The organism is Rufibacter tibetensis (genome assembly GCF_001310085.1).
GTDB lineage: Bacteria > Bacteroidota > Bacteroidia > Cytophagales > Hymenobacteraceae > Nibribacter > Nibribacter tibetensis.
The window spans coordinates 592,930-615,326 of the sequence record NZ_CP012643.1 but is presented as its reverse complement, the minus strand read 5'-3'; the positions used below and the strand labels follow the sequence as shown (position 1 = coordinate 615,326).

Genomic DNA, 22,397 nt, shown 5'->3' with positions numbered 1-22,397 from the left:
TGACAAAGGGTGAAGGTTAAATGAGTTTAACTACTAATTGATCTAAGCTAGTGACACAAAGTGGCCATTTCATTTAGAGGTTGTTTTTCTAAAATACCGCTTAAACCAGCATGATTTAGCAGAGGCTTTTAGGAGTTATTTTATCCCTTCAAAATAAACCCTATATTCAAACAACGTCTAACCAAAGGTACCGCCCATGACAGAAGTAACTGCAACTAAAAATGTGACCAATGCCGGGTATCAGGAGGAAAGCAAACCTGCTTTCACCGAGAAGAAGTACCTGGTCACATTTGTCTTTGTGACTTCCCTGTTTATGCTCTGGGGCATTGCCATTACCATGGGCGACGTGCTGAACACCCACTTCCAGGAGGTGCTCAAGGTCTCTAAGGCGCAATCTGGATTGGTGCAGTTTTCCATTTTTGGGGCGTATTTCCTGATGGGCATTCCAGCGGGGCTGTTCATGAAACGGTTCGGGTACAAAATGGGCGTGTTGCTGGGGCTGTGTCTTTATTCCATCGGGGCGTTCCTATTTGTTCCGGCGGCAGCCGCCGAATCCTTTGACTTCTTCCGCCTGGCGCTTTTCATTCTAGGCTGCGGACTAGCCACCTTGGAGGCGGTAGCCCACCCGTTTATTGCGGCCTTAGGCGACCAGCGCACCAGTGACCAACGCCTGAATTTCGCGCAGGCCTTCAACGGCTTGGGCGCTGTGATCGGGCCGGTGATTGGCGGTTACTTCCTGTTGCGCACGGGCACCCCGGGAGAGTTAGATTCTGTGGAGGTGCTGTACACCATCATTGGCTCTGTTATTCTGCTGTTGGCCATTGCTTTCGCGTTTGTGAAAGTGCCGGCTTTGGTAGACCCGCATGAAAGTCCTTCTGACGCTGCTCAGGCCGGAAATGGCCTGATTTCAGAAAACAAACCCAAAAGCCTGTTTCAGCATCGGCACTTTGTATGGGCCTGTATTGCACAGTTCTTCAACGTGGCGGCCCAAGGCGGCACGTGGGCATTCTTCATCACCTACGGAAAGGAGAAAATGGGACTTCCCGCTGAAATGGCTTCCTATTATTTCTCTTTGAGCATGGTCTTGATGATGGTGGGCCGTTTCTCCGGTGCTTTCCTCATGCGCTACATCGCTCCAAATAAATTACTGGCGGCGTATGCATTGGCCTCTATGGTAATGTGTGTGATTGTGGCGCAGAGTTGGGGAACGGCCTCGTTTGTGGCCTTGCTGCTGATCAACTTCTTCTTCAGTATCATGTTCCCCACCATCTTCAGCTTGGGCTTGAAAGAGATGGGTTCTAAAACGCAGCAGGCTTCTTCCTTCATCATCATGGGCGTGGTAGGCGGAGCTGTATTCCCGCCACTAATGGGCATGGTGGCCGATCATGACGTGGCTACTGCCTACTATTTGCCCATTATCTGCTATGTGGTGATTTTCTTGTTCGGGTATAAATTCTACAAAACAGCCACCGGTTCCCGTGGGTAACCATGGTGCTGATTTTAGGTCTATTTTTTAGAAAGTAGGTCTTAAACAGGAAGGAAGTATATATTAGAAGCGATCAATCTGTAACCTAACAAATAAAACGAATGAATAACCAGAGACTCAGACTGGGCATGATAGGTGGGGGACAAGGCGCATTTATTGGCGCTGTTCACCGCATCGCGGCCCGAATAGATGGGGAATACGAGCTTGTTTGCGGCGCCTTCAGCAGCAATCCAGAAAAATCAAAAGCCAGCGGCCTACTGTTGGGCATCTCCCCTGAGCGAGTATATGGATCATATCAGGAGCTTTACGAAAAAGAACAACAGCTTCCAGAAGACCAGCGCGTTCAGGTTATCAGCATTGTAACGCCTAACCACGTGCACTTTGAGCCTACCAAACTGGCGTTGGAAAGTGGCTTCCACGTCATCTTGGACAAGCCCATGACATTCTCTCTGGAGGAGGCGTTGCAGCTCAGAGAAGTGGTGGAAAGAACCGGCAACCTTTTCTGCCTCACGCATACTTATACCGGTTACCCCATGGTGAAAGAAGCCCGGCAACTGGTGGCTTCGGGGAAACTGGGCAAAATCAGAAAAGTGTACGTGGAGTACCCACAAGGCTGGTTGAGCACCTTTGAGGAAGGTGGAGACAACAAACAAGCTGCCTGGCGCACCGATCCCAAACAAAGCGGCATCGCGGGAGCCATGGGCGACATAGGCACGCACGCTTTCAACCTGGCGGAGTACGTTTCTGGCTTGGAAGTAACTCAAATTTGTGCTGATATTAACGTGGTGGTGGAAGGCCGTCTGTTAGATGATGACGGAGCGGCGCTGCTCAAATTCAACAATGGCGCCAGTGGCGTGCTATTCGCCACGCAGATTGCGGCCGGCGAGGAAAACAACGTCAGAATACGCGTGTACGGCGAGAAAGGCGGCTTGGACTGGCAGCAGGACATCGCCAATACGCTGCTGGTGAAATGGCTGGACAGACCTGCTGAGATTTACCGCACTGGCGGTGGACACGTGGGTTCTTACGCCCAGCATAACACCCGCACCCCCGGTGGTCACCCCGAAGGCTACTTGGAAGCATTTGCCAACCTGTACCGCAATTTCGCACTGTGCGTGAAAGCCCGCCTCAACGGCGAAGAGCCGCAGCCCGAGGCGCTGGATTACCCGGGGATTCTGGAAGGCGTGCGAGGCATGGCCTTCATTGAGCAAGTGATTGCCTCCGGCCAATCAGAAAATAAATGGATAGAATTTAACCTCTAGCATAGACGATGACTACTATACAAGGACCCGCTATTTTCCTGGCGCAGTTTCTGGGAGACAACCCCCCGTTCAATGATTTAGAATCTATCTGTAAATGGGCCAAAAGCCTGGGCTTTGAAGGCGTGCAGATACCTACATGGGCCACAAGCTACTTTGATTTACAGAAAGCCGCCGAAAGCAAAACCTACGCCGATGAAATCAAGGGCATGGTAGAAAGCCACGGATTGAAAATCACTGAGTTGTCCACGCACTTACAGGGGCAATTGGTAGCCGTGAATCCGGCCTACGACCAGTTGTTTGACGGATTCGCGCCCGAAGCCTACCGCAACAACCCCAAAGCCAGAACCGAGTGGGCCGTGCAGCAATTGACCTATGCTGCACAAGCTTCGCGCAACTTAGGTTTAAATGCGAGTGCCTCTTTCAGCGGTGCTTTGCTTTGGCATACCGTATACCCTTGGCCGCAACGTCCGGCTGGTTTAGTAGAAGCCGGTTTCACCGAGTTGGCGAAACGCTGGACACCTATTCTGGATATCTACGACGAGCACGGGGTAGACCTGTGCTATGAGATTCACCCGGGCGAAGACCTGCACGACGGTATTTCCTATGAGATGTTCTTGGAGAAAGTGAACAATCACCCACGCGCCTGCCTGCTGTATGACCCATCCCACTTCGTGTTACAGTGCCTGGATTACCTGACCTACATTGACCATTACCATGAGCGCATCAAAATGTTCCATGTGAAAGATGCCGAGTTCAACCCAACAGGAAAGCAGGGCGTGTACGGTGGCTACCAAAGCTGGATTGACCGTGCTGGACGCTTCCGTTCTTTAGGTGATGGACAGGTGGATTTTAAAGGCATATTCAGCAAACTAGCCGCTTACGACTTTAAGGGCTGGGCCGTGATGGAGTGGGAGTGCGCCATAAAGCACCCCGAAGATGGTGCCCGTGAAGGAGCCATTTTCATCAAGGACAACATCATCCGGGTTACCGAGAAAGCTTTTGATGATTTCGCGTCTACCGGCGTGAATGAAGCCTTGAACAAGCAAATTCTGGGCTTGTCCTAAATTTCAGGCCACTTACGGAAAGCGTTTTCAATTAAAACTGCTTTCCGTAAGTGGCCTAGTTTATATTGATCTAAGAAAAATAAACCGCATCTATTGCTCACTTTTACAAACAAGCAAACCTTCTAACAAACTTCTGTTTTATGCAAAATATCCAACGATCAAAGCTCTTCTGGGCGAGTTGTTTTGCCCTACTGGTTACTTCCCTTTCCTTCGGGATTAGGGCCGGAATCCTGAATCAATTGGGCGTTGAGTTTCAATTAAGTGCCTCTGAGTTGGCTACTATTACCGCTACTGCGTTCTGGGGTTTCCCCTTGGCCATTGTGGTAGGAGGCTTTGTGGTAGATGCCATTGGGATGAAGCGTTTGTTGGTGGCAGCTTTCATCTTTCACCTGTTAGGTATTCTGTTGACGATCTTCGCGCAAGGGTACTGGACCCTGTTTCTTTCTACCTTGCTCATTGGTATTGCCAACGGTACAGTAGAAGCTGCCTGTAATCCTTTGGTAGCTACACTCTATCCAGAAAACAAAACGACCCGCCTTAACTACTTTCACTTATGGTTCCCGGGTGGTATTGTGATAGGTACTTTGCTGGTGTTTTTCTTCACCAGGCTGGAGATTGGCTGGCAGGTACAGGTGGGCATGATGTTGCTTCCAACGCTGATTTACGGCTACCTGTTCTCTAAACTAGATTTCCCGGTAACCGAGCGCGTTGCTTCTGGTTACTCCACCGCTGACATGTACAAGGCTGTTTTGTCGCCGCTGTTCATCTTCATGTTCATCTGCATGTTCGGGACGGCCATCACAGAGCTGTTTACCGGGCAGTGGATTGACGTTCTTTTGAGAAACGTAACCGACAATGCCTTGCTGATTTTAACGCTTACTACCGGCGTGATGGTGATTGGACGTGGTTTGGCGAAACCAGTAGTGCATAAGCTGAGCCCTTCTGGGGTGTTGTTTATTTCTGCCGTGTTAGCCGCCGTGGGTATTTACCTGTTAAGCACGCTTACCGGTAACTCCATCTTTTTGGCCGCCATCGTATTTGGCTTGGGTGTGACGTATTTCTGGCCAACCATGATTGGCTTTGTGGCCGAAAACATCCCTAAGTCTGGTGCCTTAGGCTTAAACCTGATGGGCGGGGCCGGTATGTTCGCCGTGTCAATCTACACCGTATTCATGGGCAGCTTCTATGACAGAATTGTAACTGAACGTCTACCGGCCGGAGCTAACATGGCAGATTACGTAACTGCCGCCCCAGACACAGAAATGGCCACTGTCCTGAACAACGCCAAGAACCTGGCGGGTCCGGAGGTACTGCAAGCCACGTTGGTGATTCCTATTATTCTGGCGTTTGCTTTTGGCGGACTGTTTCTGTACATGCGGTCCAGAAAAAACAAGGGGATCAACGACTCTCGTTATGCAGCTGCGTAATCTTATTTATAATTAGCAATTCCTCATACGTTAGAGACCAACTCATTTTATCTACCTGAAAAGGCACAAACGTTAGGGAAATTGAGAAATAACACGTAAACTTTTTACGCCTGTTTTGCAGAAAACAGGCGTAAAACAAAAACAAAGACAAATGGCAGGCAGCTTCATCAGGTTTTTCCTGGTCAAGCTGCTTTCTTTTTACTTACTTTCTGGAAGTGTTCTAGAGCAAAGTTTATTATGAAATTCAAAGTAGTTTACTCAGTAGTTTTTTTCATCTTTTTCAGTTGTTCCTTCGGGTATAGTCAGAACGCAGGCGCTTTGCGCGGAATGGTGCAGGATAGAAATACCACCCCCATTGTGGGTGCCAGCATCATAGTGTTAAATACCAACCTAAATGCCATGTCTGACGAGCAGGGCCAGTTCATGATCCCCAATGTGCCGGCGGGCAACTATACCGTGCAAGTGAGTGCTTTGGGGTATGCCACCTTTACCCAAACCATTCAACAGCAAAGCAGTGGCTCTGAACTGGTTTTTGTATTAACTGAAGCCACGGCGCGCTTAGACGAAGTGGTGGTCAGTGCCCAGAAGATTGAAGAGAACCTGCAACGCGTTCCGATTAGTATCACGGCCTTGTCTAGCCGCCAGGTGCAGGAGTACCGTCTCTGGAACACCCGTGACATCACCGCCATCATCCCAAATTTATACTCTACTGATCCAGGTGACAACCGGAATGTAACTTCCATCCGGGGCATTGCCACTACCTCCTATGATCCGGCGGTGGCCACGTACGTGGATGGGGTAAATCAATTCACCTTAGACACCTACCTGCCCGAGTTGCTGGATGTGGAGCGCATTGAAGTCCTCCGGGGGCCGCAGGGCACCTTGTACGGCCGCAATGCCATGGGTGGGGTCATCAACATCATCACCAGACAGCCTACTAATACTACCAGCGGTTTTGCAGCCCTTGAGTTTGGAAACTACGGACAGCAGCGGTACAGCCTAGGTGTGAGAACTCCCTTGATTAAGGATAAATTGTTCTTGGGAGCTTCAGGCCTGTTCAGAAAGCAGGACGGGTTCTACACCAACACCTTCAACAACACGAAGTTTGACGAACAGAACGTGTTTGCGGGCAATTACTACCTCAAGTACCTCATCAACCCCAAATGGAACCTGACGCTGAACGCTAAGCACAGCGCCAACAGAAATAGGGGTGCCTTCCCGCTGGTGTACAGCATAGAGGAAGCCTTCGCGAATCCGTATGAGTTAAGCCAAAACGCCACTGGGAAAATGATTGACAACACGTTCAACGGGTCGTTTATCGTAAACCACACCGGAGACGCCTTTAACTTCACCTCCCAATCGGCATATCAATCCAACTCCCGCATTTATGACCAACCTATAGACGGAGATTTCTCACCCATTGGTGGCGTGACGGTGGTGAATAAGTATGGTGATAAGCGGGAATCTTTAGAGTTCTTTAACCTAAAAGTGAAATTTTTAGACGGCGAATGGAACAAAGTACGGGTGCTCACCCAGGAATTTCGGTTTTCTTCTCCGGCCTCTACCACTTCTGCCTTCAACTGGGTAGCCGGAGCGTACGGGTTCTTCCATGATAACCCCGTGAAACAGGGAACGCACTTCGGGGAAGATGCCGAGATGGTGGGCGCTCCCTTCCCTAATTTCACCAGCATCAACATCAACGAAGGGCAAAGCTATGGAACAGCTTTCTTCGGGCAGGGAACCTACCAATTGACTCCCAAACTGGAACTGACCGCCGGTCTGCGGTATGACTATGAGCACCGCAGACAAGCCATCAGGGGAGAGTTCCAGCCCGATGGCGATGAGGCCATGGTAGTGGTGCCAGATACTTCCTCCACAGCTAGTTTCAAGGCTTTCTCGCCCAAGGCAAGCCTGGCGTACCACCTTTCAGACGATTACCACGTGTACGGTTCTTACAGCCGGGGCTTCCGGACAGGAGGGATCACCCAGCTTTCCTCAGACCCGTCGCAGCCGCCGCTGTTCGCCTATGACCCTGAGTACAGCAATAATTATGAAATCGGCCTGAAAACGGCATTCCTGCAGAACCGGGTGACGGCAAATGTTTCAGCGTTCTACACCCAGGTGACCGATGCCCAGGTGCCTACCTTGGTGCTGCCTGAAGCCATCGTGATTACCCGAAACGTGGGAAAATTGGAAAGCAAAGGCGTTGAACTGGAGCTGAATGCCACCCCAGTAAAAGGCCTAGAAACCAGCTATAGCTTTGGCTACACCGATGCCGAGTACACCAGCCTCATTACCTCGTCTGACGGAGAAGAAGTAAACCTAAACGGAAACAAGCAGATCTTCACCCCAGATATTACGTCTATGCTGGCCCTGCAATACGGCTACGGCTTGGGAAAAGCTCAGAACCTGCGTTTGGTGCTCAGAGGCGAATGGCGATACTTAGGCAAACAATATTTTGACGTGGCAAACCAGTTAACGCAGGAAGGCTTCAGCACCCTTAATGCCAGAGTGGGTGTGCAAGCCAAACGCTACGAGGTTTTCTTCTGGGGCAGAAACCTCACCGACGATAAATACATTGACTACGCCTACAACTTCGGGGCAGCTCGTCTGGGTAACCCGGCAACCTACGGCGTTTCACTGCGGGCAAACTTCTAAAGAATCACGATCCTCTTTATTTTCCTTTCGGGCCTGTTTTGACTGATTTGGCCCGAAAGGAAAATTTTAAACCCAAGCGTCAGCAAAATAAAAACCACATGTTCAAATTAACGGGTAAGACAGCGGTCATCACCGGAGGTGGAAGCGGCATAGGCAGAGCCATTTCTCTGGTTTTTGCCCAGCAAGGGGCTCAGGTGCATATTTTAGAATTGCATCCTGAAACCGCTCAGGAAACCGTTTCCCAGATTGCCGCAAACGGGGGCACCGCCCAGAGTCACGCCTGTGATGTAAGCCAGCAGGAGCAGGTAAAGGCCGTTTTCCAGGCGATTGGTAAGGTAGACATTCTGGTGAATAACGCCGGCATCGCGCACGTAGGCAACCTGGAAAATACCTCAGCAGAAGATCTGGACCGGATTTATCAGGTGAATGTGAAAGGCGCTTACAACTGCCTGCAAGCCGCGGTGGCTTCTATGAAGGCACAACAAAGCGGGGTCATCCTGAACATGGCTTCCATTGCGGCACACGTAGGGTTGACCGACCGGTTCGCCTATTCTATGAGCAAGGGAGCCATGTACGCCATGACCTTGTCTGTGGCCAAAGATTACCTGCCATTCAACATTCGGTGCAACAGCGTTTCACCTGCCCGGGTCCACACACCGTTCGTAGATGGCTTCATCGCCAAAAATTACCCAGGGCAGGAAGAAGAAATGTTCCAGAAGCTATCCAAAACCCAGCCCATCGGCCGCATGGCCAGGCCTGAGGAAGTAGCCGCTTTGGTCTTGTTCCTGTGCTCAGACGAGGCCGGCTTCATTACCGGCTGCGATTACCCCTTGGACGGCGGCTTCATCAAGCTGAACAGTTAATCAGTTTTTATCTCCTTTTAGAAAAATACCCCTAAAATCATTTTTAACCCGATTACAGTTTTATGAAGTTATTCAGATTTGGTGCGCCCGGACAGGAAAAACCAGGCGTGATCCTGAACGATGTTCAATATGATGTATCTGCCTTTGGCGAAGATTACAACGAGGCATTTTTTCAAAACAACGGGTTGACACGGTTGGAGAACTATGTGCGGGAGAATGAAGGAACGCTGACCCAGGTGCCGGAAGGCGTTCGGGTGGGATCGGCCATTGCGCGTCCCTCCAAGATTGTCTGCATTGGCCTGAACTACGCCGATCATGCCAAAGAAACGGGTGCTGCCACTCCCAAAGAACCCATTATTTTCTTTAAAGCCACTACTGCCCTTTGCGGTCCGAACGATGACGTGATAATCCCAAGAGGTGCTGAGAAGCTGGATTGGGAAGTGGAACTGGGCGTGGTGATTGGCAAGAAAGCGAGCTACGTGTCTGAAGAGGAGGCGCTGGATTACGTGGCCGGCTATGTCCTGCACAACGACTACAGCGAGCGTGCTTTCCAGTTGGAGCGAGGCGGCCAATGGGTGAAAGGCAAAAGCAACGACACCTTCGCGCCGGTTGGTCCGTTCCTGGCCACGCCAGACGAACTAGGCGACATAAACAACCTGCGCCTGTGGCTTACCGTGAACGGTGAGACCATGCAAAACGGCTCCACTTCCAACCTCATTTTCAACATTCCGGTGCTGGTTTCTTACCTGAGCCAGTTCATGACCCTGTTGCCAGGAGATCTAATCTCCACGGGCACTCCGGCTGGCGTGGGCTTAGGCATGAACCCACCCGTGTACCTGAAACCCGGTGATGTAGTAGAACTAGGCATTGACGGGTTAGGCACTTCTAAGCAGTCGGTGCAGGCCTATGCCTAAAATAGACGCCCACCAGCACTTCTGGACCTTTGACCCCGTGCGGGACAGCTGGATCACGGAGGAGATGTCCGCCATCCGGCGGGATTTCCTGCCCCAGGACCTGCAGCCCGTTTTGGAGCGCAACGGGTTTGAAGGGTGCGTTTTAGTGCAGGCAAACGAAGACAATGACTTCCTGCTAGAGATTGCCGCGCGACATAATTTCGTGAAAGTGGTAGTGGGCTGGGTAGATTTTTTGGACGAGCAGGTGGAAGAGAAGCTGGCCCATTACCAACAATTTGAAAAGATGAAAGGCTTCCGGTACATTCTGCAGAGTGCCCAGGACCGGGCGCTGATGCTTCGGCCGGAGTTTAAGCGAGGTTTCCAGAAGCTACAGAAGTACGGCTACACCTATGACATCTTGATTTATCAGGATCAGTTAGCTTACACCAAAGAGTTTGTGGCGGCCTTTCCAGACCAACCCTTCGTAATAGACCATTTGGCCAAACCAGCCATTAAACAAGGTGACACGGCGGAGTGGGGCAGGAACATGAAAGCTTTTGCAGAGCACCAGAATGTGTTCTGCAAACTCTCCGGCCTAGTCACAGAAGCCGATTGGAAGTCCTGGAAGCAAAATGATTTCGCTTTCTACTTGGACACCGTGGTGGAAACCTACGGGGTGCGGCGGCTCATGTACGGCTCTGACTGGCCGGTCTGCCTGGTTGCCGGAATTTACGAGGAAGTGCTGGGTATCATACAAGAGTATTTCTCTAGTTTCAGCCAAGCCGAGCAGGCGCTGATCTTCGGGGAGAATGCTAGCCGTTTTTACACAATTAACTCCTAAACGCCACCCAAGCTGGCGCATTCAAAGACAGATATGGACTTACAGTTAGAAGGAAAAATCATCTTAGTGTCAGGTGGGGCGAAGGGAATTGGCAAAGCGATTGTCAAGGTGTTGGCGCAGGAAAAAGCCATCCCAGTCATCATTGGGAGGAGCAAGGAAGACAACGAGGAGGCGGTAAACGAGGTAACGCAGGGAGGAGGAAAAGCATTTGCAGTAGTTGCTGAACTCAGTAACCCAGAAGAATGCCAGCAGGCCATTGAAGCAGTGAAAAGAGAATTTGGCCGGATAGATGGCTTGGTGAACAACGCGGGGCAGAACGATGGTGTTGGATTGGAGAACGGCAGTTACGAAGGGTTTCTTGCCTCACTGCACCGCAACCTCATCCATTATTACCTGCTGGCGCACCACGCCCTGCCGGAGCTTATCAAGTCAAAAGGCGCTATTGTGAACATTACCTCCAAGGTGGCCGAAACAGGGCAGGGGAACACCTCGGCCTACGCCGCTTCTAACGGGGGTCGGAATGCCCTTACCCGCGAATGGGCTGTGGAACTGCTTAAGTACGGCATCCGGGTAAACGCCATCGCGGTGGCCGAAAGCTGGACGCCCCAATATGAAAGTTGGATTCAGACCCTGCCTAACCCAGAGGAGAAGCTTCAGGAAATCACCTCCAGAATCCCACTCGGGAACCGCATGACTACGCCAGAAGAGATTGCCAACATGGTGGTTTTTCTGTTGTCTGAAAAATCCAGCCACATCACAGGACAAATTATCCACGTAGATGGTGGGTATGTGCATTTAGACCGATCCCTATAACAATTCAATTGGGAAGGGCTATCAACTAATTTTCTGGGAATTCATAGTGTATTGGGTTATACAATGAGTTGTATAGAAGTAAGTATTTCTAATTTAAAGTATTAAGGTAAGACTTTAGGCAGCAGACATTTCAAATAAATTTCTAGAGAAGGGACTTGAAGTAATAAGTTGGGTCAAATTCTAGCATGTAGGAGTGTAATAATTGGAGTATAACGCTTGCTAGATGTTCTGATTTTATTTGATTATAGGATAATAGGCTTATATAATTAGTAATGATCTATATTCAAGTAATTGTATAATTGAAAGCTTTGAAAAAGTATTTACCTTCGAAGAATGGTAACTTCCTTTGTGTAAATGTCTGTTTCTTCTTATTCCATTCCTGTTAGTGCTGAATCTGACATCATGTCAAAAGCACTTCGTTTCGTCTTTTTGAGTTTTGCACTTTTTTTTATTTTGCTGCCAAAAAGCCCAGCCCAATCTTTGTCTCCAGACAAGTATTTTGAACAGGCCCGTAAGGTTGCTTTCGAGCAAAAAGACTACCCAGCCGCCATTCATCTGTGCAGGCAAGCCCTAAAGCAGAGCCCTGAGTATATAGACATCAGCATCTTTCTAGGACGGTTGTATTACTGGAATAAGCAAACAGATTCATCTTTAGTGGTGTTAAAAGCTGCTTTGCAAAAGAAGCCGGAGTATGAAGATGCCACCCTTGCCTTAGCCGATGTCAGTTTCTTTGAGAAAAACTACTCCCAAGCCCTAGCCTATAGTTCACAAGGATTAAAATACAATTCTAAATCCAATGAATTGAGTGTCAGAAAAGTTAGAAGTCTGGCGGCCCTCTCAAGGAGTAAGGAAGCATACGTCCTTGCCGATAGTCTGCTTCAGGTTAATTCCGGCAGTGACCAGTTGCGTTCTTTGGTTGGACAGTTAAGAGAGTTCAGTTTTGTGAATAAGCTTGGTATGTCATATGATTACACCTATTTTGATAGGCAGTTTTCCAGTCCCTGGCACCTAGCAACTCTAGATTATAGCCGGCAAACAAAGCATGGCACCTTTACAGGCCGCGTAAGTTATTCGCAAAGATATGGCAACAATGGGGTGCAAGTGGAAGCAGAAGCTTATCCGCGTATCTCTAAGACCTTCTATGCCTATGTGAATGTGGGGGGATCTCCTGATTTGCCAGTTTTTCCAAAAAGTAGGGCTGGTTTCTCTCTCTATGCCAACTTGCCTAAAGCTTGGGAAGCGGAGGGGGGCATTCGCTATCTGAATTTTGGTAGTAGTACTTTTATATACACGGCTTCCATTGGGAAATACTTACATAACTTGTGGTTCAACGCCAGAACGTATGTGTCTCCGGGAAGCAATGCTATTACCCAATCCTACTCCTTTACTACCCGATATTACCTGAAAGGGGCTGAGGATTATATTTCTATTTCCTTAGGGAGAGGCGTTTCCCCTGACGACCGCATGCAAGCCAATCGGTTGAATAGCTCCTACCGGCTAGAAACTTACCGTATGGGGGCAGGTTACCGTTATGCTTGGAACCAGCGGCACATTTTCTCACTTGCGGCTACTTATGAGAAAGGGGAATATATGCCTGAAACAAAAGGAAGCCAATGGAATGGGTCAGTCGGGTATCAACTTAGGTTCTAAGAGTTATTTCCTTAAAGGAAGCCTGTAAGAAAGGCTGTGTGCTTCTCAAGCATCTTCTAAAAATCAGCTTATAAACAAGCCCTCTGCTTTAAGTAAGCAGAGGGCTTGTTTATTTTAGAATAAGGTTAAAAAGGTTTATAATTTATCTGCTTCTATTGGTGTAGCTAGTTTTGTTATTGGAGCACTGAATCCTTGGCGTGTCATCTCGCCCCAACTATTCCTCTTTCTTAGGAAGTCAACAATGCCTCTTATGGAGGACCAAACTACAAACGGGTGGAAGAAGAATGGTTCTATAAGCGCGGTAAGTATAAGGTTGGCTACTTCTCCCTTCTTTTTATACTGGTTGAATGTGGCTACTTCCATTAGAATAGCAAAAATGGAGAATAGCCACCCAAAGAGGAGGATGAAAGCCGTCATGGCCAAGAAAAAAGGCCAGTTAATCATTCCATTAAGAGCTAAGATTACGAAAATCACAAGTCCTATAAACTCAACGACAGGAGCCAGAAATTCAAAGAAGAACCAGTAAGGATAGCTCATAAGCCCTAGCAAACCATACTTTGGGTTGAAAAACAGAGCCCGGTGCATTTTCAGGGTTTCAATAGTGCCCCGCATCCAACGATTACGCTGCCGACCTAATATCTTGTAGGAGGCTGGCGCTTCGGTCCAACACAGCGGATCAGGAATGAAGGTTACTTTGTAAGGGATTTTCCGGTCAGCCATGTACCGTCGCATTCTTACTACCAGTTCCATGTCTTCCCCTACGGTGGAATGGTCGTAGCCTCCCGCCTCAATGGCTATTTTCCGGTCAAAAGCTCCAAAGGCGCCTGAAATCAGAAGTAGTCCATTTAAGCGGCTCCAGGCCATTCTGCCCAGCAGGAAGGCGCGTATGTATTCCAGCGCCTGAACCCGTGGGAGAAATTGTTTAGGTAGGTTTACTTCCACCAATTTGCCATTCTCAAACAAGCAGGAGTTTGCAATCCGGACAACGCCGCCAGTAGCGATGACCTTTTGGTCAGAAGTATCCATGAAAGGTTTTACCAGCTTTAAGAGAGCATCCTGTTCCAGGATACAGTCTACGTCAATGCATACCAAGTATTGGTTGCTGGCCAAATTTATTCCGGTATTAAGGGCATCCGCTTTTCCGCCGTTTTCCTTGTCAATTACCAAAAGCTTGCTATAAACAGGATTGGTGCTTTTGTAGATGGCCTTTACTTTTTTGGTAGACAGACGCTGGTTGTACGTGATTTGAACGGGTTCTAATTGATAGGCAGAGATGAGTTTCTCCATGGAGTTATCCTTGCTGCCATCATTAATAACAATTAACTCCAGGTGATTATAATAGATGTTCAGCAGAGACCTAACGTTTTCTATGATATTAGCTCCTTCATTGTAGGCGGGTGCCAGGATACTTACAGAAGGTGCATAAGGAGAGGAGGCCAAAAGGTTGTAATCCGTTAACTTACTCTTACGCAAATAGGAAATTGCCTCTAAAATGGCCAGCGTCCCTAAGAAAAGGTAGCAGCAAAGCATAATCAAGGCATATGCAAGCAAGCCGTAACTAAAAAAATTAGATAAATGATCCATAGGGTACTCAGAGCCTTTAAAATGAACTAGGCAATACTGCTTAGGATACCACTTGTTCTTGGAGGTAAGACAATGCTTTATCTATTGCTAACTTGATGTCTGCATCCTGTGTCTGCTGCAGTTCCAGCAGGAAGGGAACATCCGTAGCGGTGCCTGTTTTGATGAGCTCCGCCAGAATGGTCATTTGTAGCTCTTTGTCTGTTTCATGGGCATACAGAAACTTAAGGGCGGAAGCTGCGGGAGCCGAAGGTATTTCTCCTAAGCATATGATAGCCTGCTTTCTTACGATTTCGCTTTTATGGCTCAGACAAGAAATTACCTCGTTTTGGAAATGGCTGGCGTGTTGTTCCCCAATCAACTTTAAGGTAAACTGAACAACGCTGGCATTAGAAGACAATAACCATTTGGTAATCACTTCTTCTGAAGGTATGGGTTGGTTGGCAAGGAGTTGGAGCAGTTTTATCTGATGCCACTCTGTTAAAGGGTACACAAGATTTTCAAAGAAATGAAGCCCTTTGTATTGTTGCAGTAACACCAAAGCAATTTGGGCCTCCATTCGTATCCCTGGGTTCTTGTTGTTGGTTAAGAGCGTAATATCTTCAATCAACTCAGTATGGTTCATGGCAGCTACTTCCTGAATTCCTCTGGCTTTCAAATGCCATTTTTTGCTGCGCAAATTTTTGGAAGAAAGTAGCTGAAGATCTAATTGACGGTAAACTTTTTCCAAGTTCTGTCCGGGTTGGCCACTTAGACTATACTTCAACCCTTTCAACTCTTGTAGCAGAACCCTTTTGGCAAAGCGCTTCTTTAACAGCTGCCTTATGTTCTCCGGAACGTCAAAGCTTTGATGGTGCTCGTCTGTTTCTTCCAGGATAATGCCTACAAGCCAATCTTTAAACTGGGATTGAAGCTGCTGGTGTTTTAAGTTCGCTTCATTCTTCAAAAGCAACATCACCAGCAAAGCCATCACCAGCACTAAAATAAGTGCAGTAGTGAAAGCGATGGCTATGTAGAAGAACTTAGGGTTCACATTTGCCTGGGCTTGTAAGAATAAATAAGTAGTGGGGTAGGAGTGCACCAAATTTGGCTGTTACTTGTAGAACGTCTATTCCAGTTGTTCTTTAAAAGCTGTTTGCTTTTAAAACGCTTTAAGCGCAAAGCGTCTTACCCTTAGGGCAAGCTCATTCGGGCTGAAAGGCTTAGTGATGTAATCATCTGCCCCTAAGGTGAAGGCCTCTACCACTACATTTTCCTGGCCCATGGCAGATAATACAATTACTGGCACAGGGGTGGCCTGATTCTTTACAAAGGTTAACACCTCTAAGCCTGAGGCAAAAGGCATCATGATATCTGTAATTACCAGATGAGGGGTATGCGATTTTAAAAGGTCAAGCGCCTCCTGACCATTATTAGCAGTAATGACTTCATGCCCGTCTTTTTTAAGCCGAAACTGCATGGTAGCAAGCGTAATAGGTTCATCTTCGGCAATCAATATTTTCATATGGGTACTTATAAATCAGCTTCAAGAGGAACGAGTTGTTTTTCTACTTCCTGGTAGATAGAAGGAATCAACTGGTTGTAGATGGAAAGGCATTTGTCAAGCTGGTGTTCCAGTCCACTTAGGGTCTTCTCTTCTCTAACCTTTTCTTCAATGGAAAGAATTAAACCGTAAATTTCATCAATCTGTACAGAGGAAAGGCTTCCTCTTATTTTATGGGTCTTCTCCAGAAAATCTTCCCAATTCCCATTTAATGAATTGTTCTTTAACTCCTGCAGATAAGTGGGGACCTTATCGGTAAAGAGGGTGAAAATATGACGAATATACTCAGGATCTTCAAGTTCCATTAAGCGACTAATATCAAACTCGGCCCCTTGTTGGGCATGTGAGAGGAAAGGTGTATCAGTAGTTATAATTGGCTCAGTCGCAGGTTCAGAGATTTGCTCTTCTTTTGAGACAAATTGTTCCAGTGTGCGGGCAAGGTCAGCCATGGCAAAGGGTTTAGCCATGTAGTCTGAGGCACCTATTTCCAGGCAGCGGTTCCGCTCATTGCGCAGTACACTTGCGGTTAATACCACAATAGGTACTTGTTTGTGAAGCTTTTGTCGGATATAAGCCGTAGCCTGGAAGCCGTTCATGACAGGCATGCGTAAATCCATGAAGATAATGTCAAAATGCTCTCCGGTTTCTAACAAGTCAATGGCTTCCTGGCCGTTGTTAGCAATCTGCAAGTCCATGTGGTGCTGTTTTAGGCTGGAAGCCAATACTGCCTGGTTGATGTCATTATCTTCCACAATTAAAGCCCGTTTACCACTATAGTCCTTCTTCAAAGGAACATGTGCTGTTTGGTAGTAAGGCTTAACTACCATATTAGTATCTTGGGTGATGCTGAAAGGAAGGTGGAAGGTGAAAGAAGTGCCTATCCCTTTCGTACTGGCCACAGAGATTTCTCCGCCCTGCATTTCAACCAGCCGCTTGGTTATGGCCAAGCCAAGGCCAGTGCCTCCGTATTTACTAGAAATATCAGTAGAGGCCTGCGCAAAGTTGTCAAAGATGTAAAGCAAGTTGGCGGCTTCCATACCTATTCCCGAATCACTCACCACAAATTCTACCACCACCTGATCTTCTGTTTCGCTCTGGAGTGAAGCTTCAAGCCGTACAAAGCCTTTTTCTGTAAATTTAATGGCATTGCTGAGCAAATTGTTAAGTATCTGGTTCAAGCGGTGTGGATCTCCAGCTAGTAGTCTGGGTATAAATGGATTAGAAGTAACGGTTAACTTAATGCCTTTTTCCTTAGCCTTTTCTTTAAACAACAAAGCAGTACCAGCAATTGACTCATTGAAATCAAAGTTTACTTTGTCAATAGTGAGCATGCCGGCCTTTATCTTAGAAAGGTCCAGAATGTCATTGATCAAGCTAAGCAGCGTGTCTGATGAGCGTTGAATCACCTGCAAACGACCTTTTTGATCAGGTTGTAAGGAAGAAGATGTCAGGAGCAGGTTCACCATGCCAATGATACCGTTCATAGGAGTGCGTAGTTCATGGCTCATGTTTGCCAAGAACTGTTCCTGCAGGCGTTCGGCTTGCTCAGCATTTTCCCTGGCCTCTATCAACTGCTGTTGGTGCTTCATTTGCTCAGTGATGTCTTTGCAAATGGTACAGATACCAAATAGGCGTTTCTGTTGGTCATATAGTGGAAACTTAAGGATTTCCATGTCTAGGATATTACCATCAGGCAGGTGGATTTGCTGAGACCATTCTTTGGTAAGAATAATATCTGAATCAACCTCAGGCGCATTGGCCAGAAACTCAGCCCGCGTTATTTGATCTTCAAATACTTCCTTTAATTGTTGACCTACTTCATTGTTGCGGTCCAGATCAAAGAGTTTTAAGAAAGCCTTATTGGAGAAAATATATTTCCCTTCCAGGTCCTTGATGAGAATGGCTTGTGGGGAGTAGTCAAGGATGGCTTTAAACCTATATTGGTATTCTTCTTTTTCAGCCTGGGCAACTTTTATCGCTTCTTCAATTTTCTTTTTCTCTGTAATGTCCTTAGAAGAGCAGCAGATGCCTATTATGTTACCTTCTTTGTCTCTTACTGGGAAGTAAACGGAATGATAGTGCGCCATACCTTCCAGTAGAGGAATGTTCCTTTCTGACTCCCATTTGTCACCAGCCAGTACTTTTTCAAAAATTACTTCCAGCTTGCCATTGAGTTCAGTGTCAAATAAAGAGGGAAAATGGTCTCCCGGTTTACAGTTAACTCCGTACCCCCGCAGAATAATATCTTGTGCGTGCTCGTTCAGCAACACCAATTGGCAGTTTGTGTCTAGCAAGTAAATACCTTCCTGTGAGCTGCTCAAAATGGCTTTCAGATTCTTTTCAGATTCCCTAAGTTGCGTCTCGGCCCGTTTTCTTTGAGTGATATCCCTTATACTACTGATTACGATCCTGCCTTTGTAAGAATGTAAGAGGTTAAGGCGAACATCTACCGGGAATTCACTACCATTTTTCCGGACTCCTATCATTTCGCGGCTACTGGCCTGTAATTGGCTTTCTGTGGGGTTAGAGAAGAAGTTTTCTCTGCGGTCAAGGTGGGCGACATGCGTGTCAGATGGTAGCAACTTGGTCAGGGAAGCTCCAATTATTTCCTCCTGCGTATAGCTAAATAAGCTTTCGGCTTTCTTGTTAAAGATAATGATTTCGCCTTTTTCATTGAAGCCAACAATTCCATCTGGCGTGGCTTCCAGTAATGCCTCGGAAAAATTTTTCTCTATCAACAGGTTTTCTGCAGCTAGCTTACTTTCCGTAACATCCCGCAGGGCTCCAATCATCCGAACGGGTTCGTTGTGCCCGTCTCGTATCAATATGGCTCTATCTGTACAGTAGGCATACTCACCCTTGCTATTTAACTTGCGGTATTCCTCTTGCCAAGTACTTTCACCGCTTTTCAAGAATGCTTTCAAGCTTTCATTTACCCTCTGTCTGTCATCTGGATGGAGGTAAAAATCCCAGGCTTGATAATCTTCTTTGTTATCGCTTAGATTTTGCCCAAAAAGTGTTTTGTAATTAACTCCACATATTAATTCATTGGACTTTAAATCCCACTCCCAAATTGCATCAAAGGTAACTTTAGAAAGCATTTCCCATCTATTATTGCTTTCCTTAACCGCCTGTTCTGCTTTTACTTTTTCTGTGACGTCATTGGCTTCCACCAACAGGCAATTGCGGTTCTCATAATCCAGGGCATGGGCAGAAATTTCCACCTTTATAAGCGTGCCATCTTTCTTTAGGTGATTCCATAACCCCAAGCGGTATACTCCCTTTCCGGTTTCTTCATTCAGTAAGGAGTTAAGTAAGGCTGGTACATCCTCTTCCGGGCGAAGGTCTTGGGCGGTTAGCTGGAGAAACTCTTCCCGGCTATAGCCATAGTGCATGATGGCACTTTCATTTACATCCAGAATCCGTAAAGTTTCCAAGTCGTAGATCCATTTAGGAAGCGGAGCCTGGTAGAAGAGGAGCTTATACTTCTCCTCTGAAGCGAGGAGGGCATTTTCAAATTCCTTCCGCTCGGTAATGTCCTGGGCTGTCCCAAAAAGGCGTACTACTTCTCCCTGGTCATCTGCCTGAGTGCTACCTATTACATGAATGATCCGGTTTTCACCTTTGCCTGTGGTAATGTTGTACTCTACTTCAAAAGGCTTTCCATCATAAGCCGCTTTATAAGTAGTATCCCACGCATTGGCTTGGTCAGATTCATTCACAAATGCAAGGAATGAAGTGAAAGTACCTGTAAACTGTTCTTTATCGGTGTCAAAAACTTTATAGAGTTCTTTAGAGCAGGAGAGGTCCTGCGTAAGCAAATCCATACTCCAAGACCCTATTTTGGCAATACGTTGTGCCTCGGCAAGAGCTGTCTCACTGCGGCGTATTTGTTCAGAAGCGTTTTTGCTTTCTGTTATGTCTGTAAGAATATTTATTCCTCCAATCAAATCTCCCGCTGCATTGTAGCTTAGTACAGGATGAGGTTTAACATACCGGCGTTCCCCATTTGGACGTTCAATGATGATTTCTTGGTCAAGTGCCGGTTTCTCATGTTTAAGGGTGGCGGCCATAGGGGAATCTTCCAAGGCCAGGGAATGCCCATTACAGTCATAGGTTTTCCAGGAACCACACCAAAGATCCTTTTCTGTCTCTGGTTCACGACCCCACAACTCAACCGCTGCCCTGTTGAAAAGCTTGATTTGCCCGTCTGTCGTACAGGTGTACACCGCAGCCGGAAGATCCTCAATAAGTTTGCGGAAGTTCCCCTCGCTTTCTTCCACCTTCTTCTTGGCCAGAACCTGCTCAGTTACATCTACCCCAAAAAAGTATATTCCCTCCACTTCGCCTAAGCTATTAGTGTACGCCTGGTACACCACGTTGGCATAAATGTCTGTTAAGTTGCCGTTTCCTTCCTTGTCGAGCTGTATTAATTGTTCTTTGCCAATGAATGGTTCACCTGAAGTATAAACTTGATCTAATAATGTTAGGAAACCTTGATCTATTAGTTCTGGGAATGCCTGTTGTGCTGTTCTTCCCAATATTATGCGGTTACTTCCAACAAGTTGATTATATAGAGGATTAGAAGAGACAAACCTATGGTCAGCACCTTTCAAAACGCAAATAGCGGAAGGTGCCTGCATGAACAAATCATTGAACCGCTGTTGCTCCAGGTGGAAAGCCTTCTCAAGCTTTTTTTTCTCCGTGGCATCTTTAGCGATGCAATACATGAGTTGATCCTTTTCACTCCATTGAGCTGACCAGAGCACAGGTACTAAACTGCCATCTGGTCGAACGTAATAGTTTTCAAAGGTGGTTACCGGATTGCCGGCCATAATGGATATGGCCACTACTTTGGTTAACTCTTTGTCCTGATCAGAAACAAAATCCATGAAGGCCTTGCCCGTGAGTTCTTCATGGGGATACCCCCAAACCGCAGCCGATGCAGCACTCACCTGCGCAAACCGCCCTAGTGCATCAATGGTACAAATCACATCTATAGAGGAGTCCATGATCTGGTTCAAGTTGCTGACAGACTTTTCTAGTAAGGCGTGGGCTTCCTGAACTTTCAAGTCGGCGGCCACACGGTCAGAAACATCCTTGAAATTGGAAACGATCGCATGGACACTTGACTGGTGGAGGAGGTTCATAGTTTCCCCTTCTATCCAAACATAGTGGCCATTTTTATGTAAGACTCTTTGAGTCCCTTTAACAGGTAAGCTGGGATTAGCGGCTATCTGTTCTTTTTGTAATTGAATTCTTTTTCTGTCTTCAGGGTGAACTAGGGTGGAAAACCCAGGTTGAGCTGCTTCTTCTGCGGTCCAGCCTAGAATCTTTTCGGCACCCGGGCTCCAATAGATGATACTCTCTTTTATATCCTTCAGGACTATTGCCTCGCTGTTGTTCTCTATAAGAGCGCGGAAGTGTTCCTCCCTTTCTTTTAGTTTTTGTACAGCTTTCTCTTTTTCATTTTCCTGTTTCCAGCCTTTGTATACCATGTACATTAGCAATAACACAAAAAAAAGTAGGCTACAGGAAAGGATTAAGTTTGTTAAAGAGCTTGCCTTTTCACTCTCCATTTTTCTTTGTTCCAGAACGTCTTTCTCATGAAGGAGCATGAGATCAGCAAAGTGGCGGATCTTATCCATGTATTCCAAACCTTCATTGGTCTGGAATAGCTGCAACGCTATTTTAGGGCCCTGTTCCTGGCGCAACCGGATTACTGACGTAGAAAAAGCAACTTTTTGATTCAGGTAAAAGAATAAGGAGTCATAATGACTTTTTTGAATAAGATCATCTGAACTTAATTTCTTTAGATGAGCAAGTACCTTGCTTAAGTTCTTGGAGGCCTCCTTCAGTGGTTGTTCGTACTCGTCTTTATTGGTAAGTAGGACACCCCGAGATCCGGTTTCAAAATCTTTGACCAGGGAGATGGTTCTTTCAATTTGATAAATCTCTTCCTGCGCATGTAGTGTCCATTGAGAGATCTCTTTTTCACGATTCAGGTTATAGTAAGCTCCGTAAATGAGAATACCTGAAAAGATAAGTCCGGACAATAAGCCGGTTAATAATCTTTTGAAGTTTTTAATTTTGTTGAGCGCTCGGTAAGTGTCTGGCATACAGTATTCTTAAAACAAATCCTCTACAACATCATCTTCTAATAATCTTAAGTAAATAGGAAGTGCGGTTGCCTTCCTATTTTAAGTCTGCAAGGTGGTTTAGAAGTGAATAAAACTAATTAGAATAATTTGATATCAAATCTAAAGAAAATAAAAACAACAAAAATGTCGGTGTTAAAATAATCTAAAAATTTGTT

Annotated in this window: 14 protein-coding genes; 10 read left to right on the top strand and 4 right to left on the bottom strand. The window is 46.8% G+C overall.

Annotation, left to right across the window (positions count from 1 at the left end; genetic code table 11):
* Positions 1-196: 196 nt before the first annotated feature.
* The 10 genes from fucP to DC20_RS02250 all read left to right on the top strand — a co-directional run bounded on the left by fucP (position 197) and on the right by DC20_RS02250 (position 12,957).
* Entirely contained in the window at positions 197-1,486 is a 1,290-nt protein-coding gene (gene fucP, locus DC20_RS02295; protein WP_062542348.1) for an L-fucose:H+ symporter permease, read from the top strand.
* A 101-nt stretch (positions 1,487-1,587) separates the two neighbouring features.
* The gene (locus DC20_RS02290) at positions 1,588-2,748 is read left to right on the top strand and encodes a Gfo/Idh/MocA family protein (protein ID WP_062542347.1); all 1,161 of its coding nucleotides are present in this window, start codon (positions 1,588-1,590) and stop codon (positions 2,746-2,748) included.
* Between the two features lie 8 nt (positions 2,749-2,756).
* A complete protein-coding gene (locus DC20_RS02285) occupies positions 2,757-3,812 on the top strand; it encodes a sugar phosphate isomerase/epimerase family protein (RefSeq protein WP_062542346.1) in 1,056 nt (351 codons plus the stop codon).
* A 140-nt stretch (positions 3,813-3,952) separates the two neighbouring features.
* The gene (locus tag DC20_RS02280) at positions 3,953-5,239 is read left to right on the top strand and encodes an MFS transporter (protein ID WP_062542345.1); all 1,287 of its coding nucleotides are present in this window, start codon (positions 3,953-3,955) and stop codon (positions 5,237-5,239) included.
* Positions 5,240-5,476: 237 nt separating this feature from the next.
* The gene (locus DC20_RS02275; RefSeq protein ID WP_062542344.1) at positions 5,477-7,897 is read left to right on the top strand and encodes a TonB-dependent receptor; all 2,421 of its coding nucleotides are present in this window, start codon (positions 5,477-5,479) and stop codon (positions 7,895-7,897) included.
* 98 nt (positions 7,898-7,995) lie between these two features.
* On the top strand, positions 7,996-8,760 hold the full coding sequence (locus DC20_RS02270; RefSeq protein WP_062542343.1) for an SDR family NAD(P)-dependent oxidoreductase: 765 nt from the start codon (positions 7,996-7,998) through the stop codon (positions 8,758-8,760).
* A gap of 62 nt (positions 8,761-8,822) precedes the next feature.
* A complete protein-coding gene (locus DC20_RS02265; protein ID WP_062542342.1) occupies positions 8,823-9,674 on the top strand; it encodes a fumarylacetoacetate hydrolase family protein in 852 nt (283 codons plus the stop codon).
* Positions 9,667-10,494: an amidohydrolase family protein gene (locus tag DC20_RS02260; protein ID WP_062542341.1), complete on the top strand. Its 828-nt coding sequence runs from the start codon at positions 9,667-9,669 to the stop codon at positions 10,492-10,494. The genes DC20_RS02265 and DC20_RS02260 overlap by 8 nt, the downstream gene beginning before the upstream one ends.
* Before the next feature lie 33 nt (positions 10,495-10,527).
* Positions 10,528-11,307: an L-fucose dehydrogenase gene (locus DC20_RS02255; protein WP_062542340.1), complete on the top strand. Its 780-nt coding sequence runs from the start codon at positions 10,528-10,530 to the stop codon at positions 11,305-11,307.
* A 354-nt stretch (positions 11,308-11,661) separates the two neighbouring features.
* Positions 11,662-12,957, top strand: a complete 1,296-nt coding sequence (locus DC20_RS02250; protein WP_071885359.1) for a YaiO family outer membrane beta-barrel protein — start codon at positions 11,662-11,664, stop codon at positions 12,955-12,957.
* Positions 12,958-13,092: 135 nt separating this feature from the next.
* On the opposite strand, the gene DC20_RS02245 is transcribed toward DC20_RS02250, so the two are convergent.
* The 4 genes from DC20_RS02245 to DC20_RS02230 form a co-directional block, all read right to left on the bottom strand.
* Positions 13,093-14,397, bottom strand: a complete 1,305-nt coding sequence (locus tag DC20_RS02245; RefSeq protein WP_245652291.1) for a glycosyltransferase family 2 protein — start codon at positions 14,395-14,397, stop codon at positions 13,093-13,095.
* A 184-nt stretch (positions 14,398-14,581) separates the two neighbouring features.
* Entirely contained in the window at positions 14,582-15,619 is a 1,038-nt protein-coding gene (locus DC20_RS02240) for a HEAT repeat domain-containing protein (RefSeq protein WP_157593018.1), read from the bottom strand.
* 60 nt (positions 15,620-15,679) lie between these two features.
* On the bottom strand, positions 15,680-16,042 hold the full coding sequence (locus DC20_RS02235) for a response regulator transcription factor (RefSeq protein ID WP_062542336.1): 363 nt from the start codon (positions 16,040-16,042) through the stop codon (positions 15,680-15,682).
* A gap of 8 nt (positions 16,043-16,050) precedes the next feature.
* Positions 16,051-22,200, bottom strand: coding sequence for a PAS domain S-box protein (locus DC20_RS02230; RefSeq protein WP_062542335.1), 6,150 nt, complete (start codon positions 22,198-22,200; stop codon positions 16,051-16,053).
* Positions 22,201-22,397 lie beyond the last annotated feature (197 nt).

Bases quoted from the DNA above. Each gene is read 5' to 3' on its own strand.
- DC20_RS02255 (WP_062542340.1), top strand. From the start codon at position 10,528: ATGGACTTACAGTTAGAAGGAAAAATCATCTTAGTGTCAGGTGGGGCG.
- DC20_RS02270 (WP_062542343.1), top strand. From the start codon at position 7,996: ATGTTCAAATTAACGGGTAAGACAGCGGTCATCACCGGAGGTGGAAGC.
- DC20_RS02250 (WP_071885359.1), top strand. From the start codon at position 11,662: ATGTCTGTTTCTTCTTATTCCATTCCTGTTAGTGCTGAATCTGACATC.
- DC20_RS02280 (WP_062542345.1), top strand. From the start codon at position 3,953: ATGCAAAATATCCAACGATCAAAGCTCTTCTGGGCGAGTTGTTTTGCC.
- DC20_RS02285 (WP_062542346.1), top strand. From the start codon at position 2,757: ATGACTACTATACAAGGACCCGCTATTTTCCTGGCGCAGTTTCTGGGA.
- DC20_RS02230 (WP_062542335.1), bottom strand. From the start codon at position 22,200: ATGCCAGACACTTACCGAGCGCTCAACAAAATTAAAAACTTCAAAAGA.
- DC20_RS02265 (WP_062542342.1), top strand. From the start codon at position 8,823: ATGAAGTTATTCAGATTTGGTGCGCCCGGACAGGAAAAACCAGGCGTG.
- DC20_RS02235 (WP_062542336.1), bottom strand. From the start codon at position 16,042: ATGAAAATATTGATTGCCGAAGATGAACCTATTACGCTTGCTACCATG.
- DC20_RS02260 (WP_062542341.1), top strand. From the start codon at position 9,667: ATGCCTAAAATAGACGCCCACCAGCACTTCTGGACCTTTGACCCCGTG.
- fucP (WP_062542348.1), top strand. From the start codon at position 197: ATGACAGAAGTAACTGCAACTAAAAATGTGACCAATGCCGGGTATCAG.
- DC20_RS02290 (WP_062542347.1), top strand. From the start codon at position 1,588: ATGAATAACCAGAGACTCAGACTGGGCATGATAGGTGGGGGACAAGGC.
- DC20_RS02275 (WP_062542344.1), top strand. From the start codon at position 5,477: ATGAAATTCAAAGTAGTTTACTCAGTAGTTTTTTTCATCTTTTTCAGT.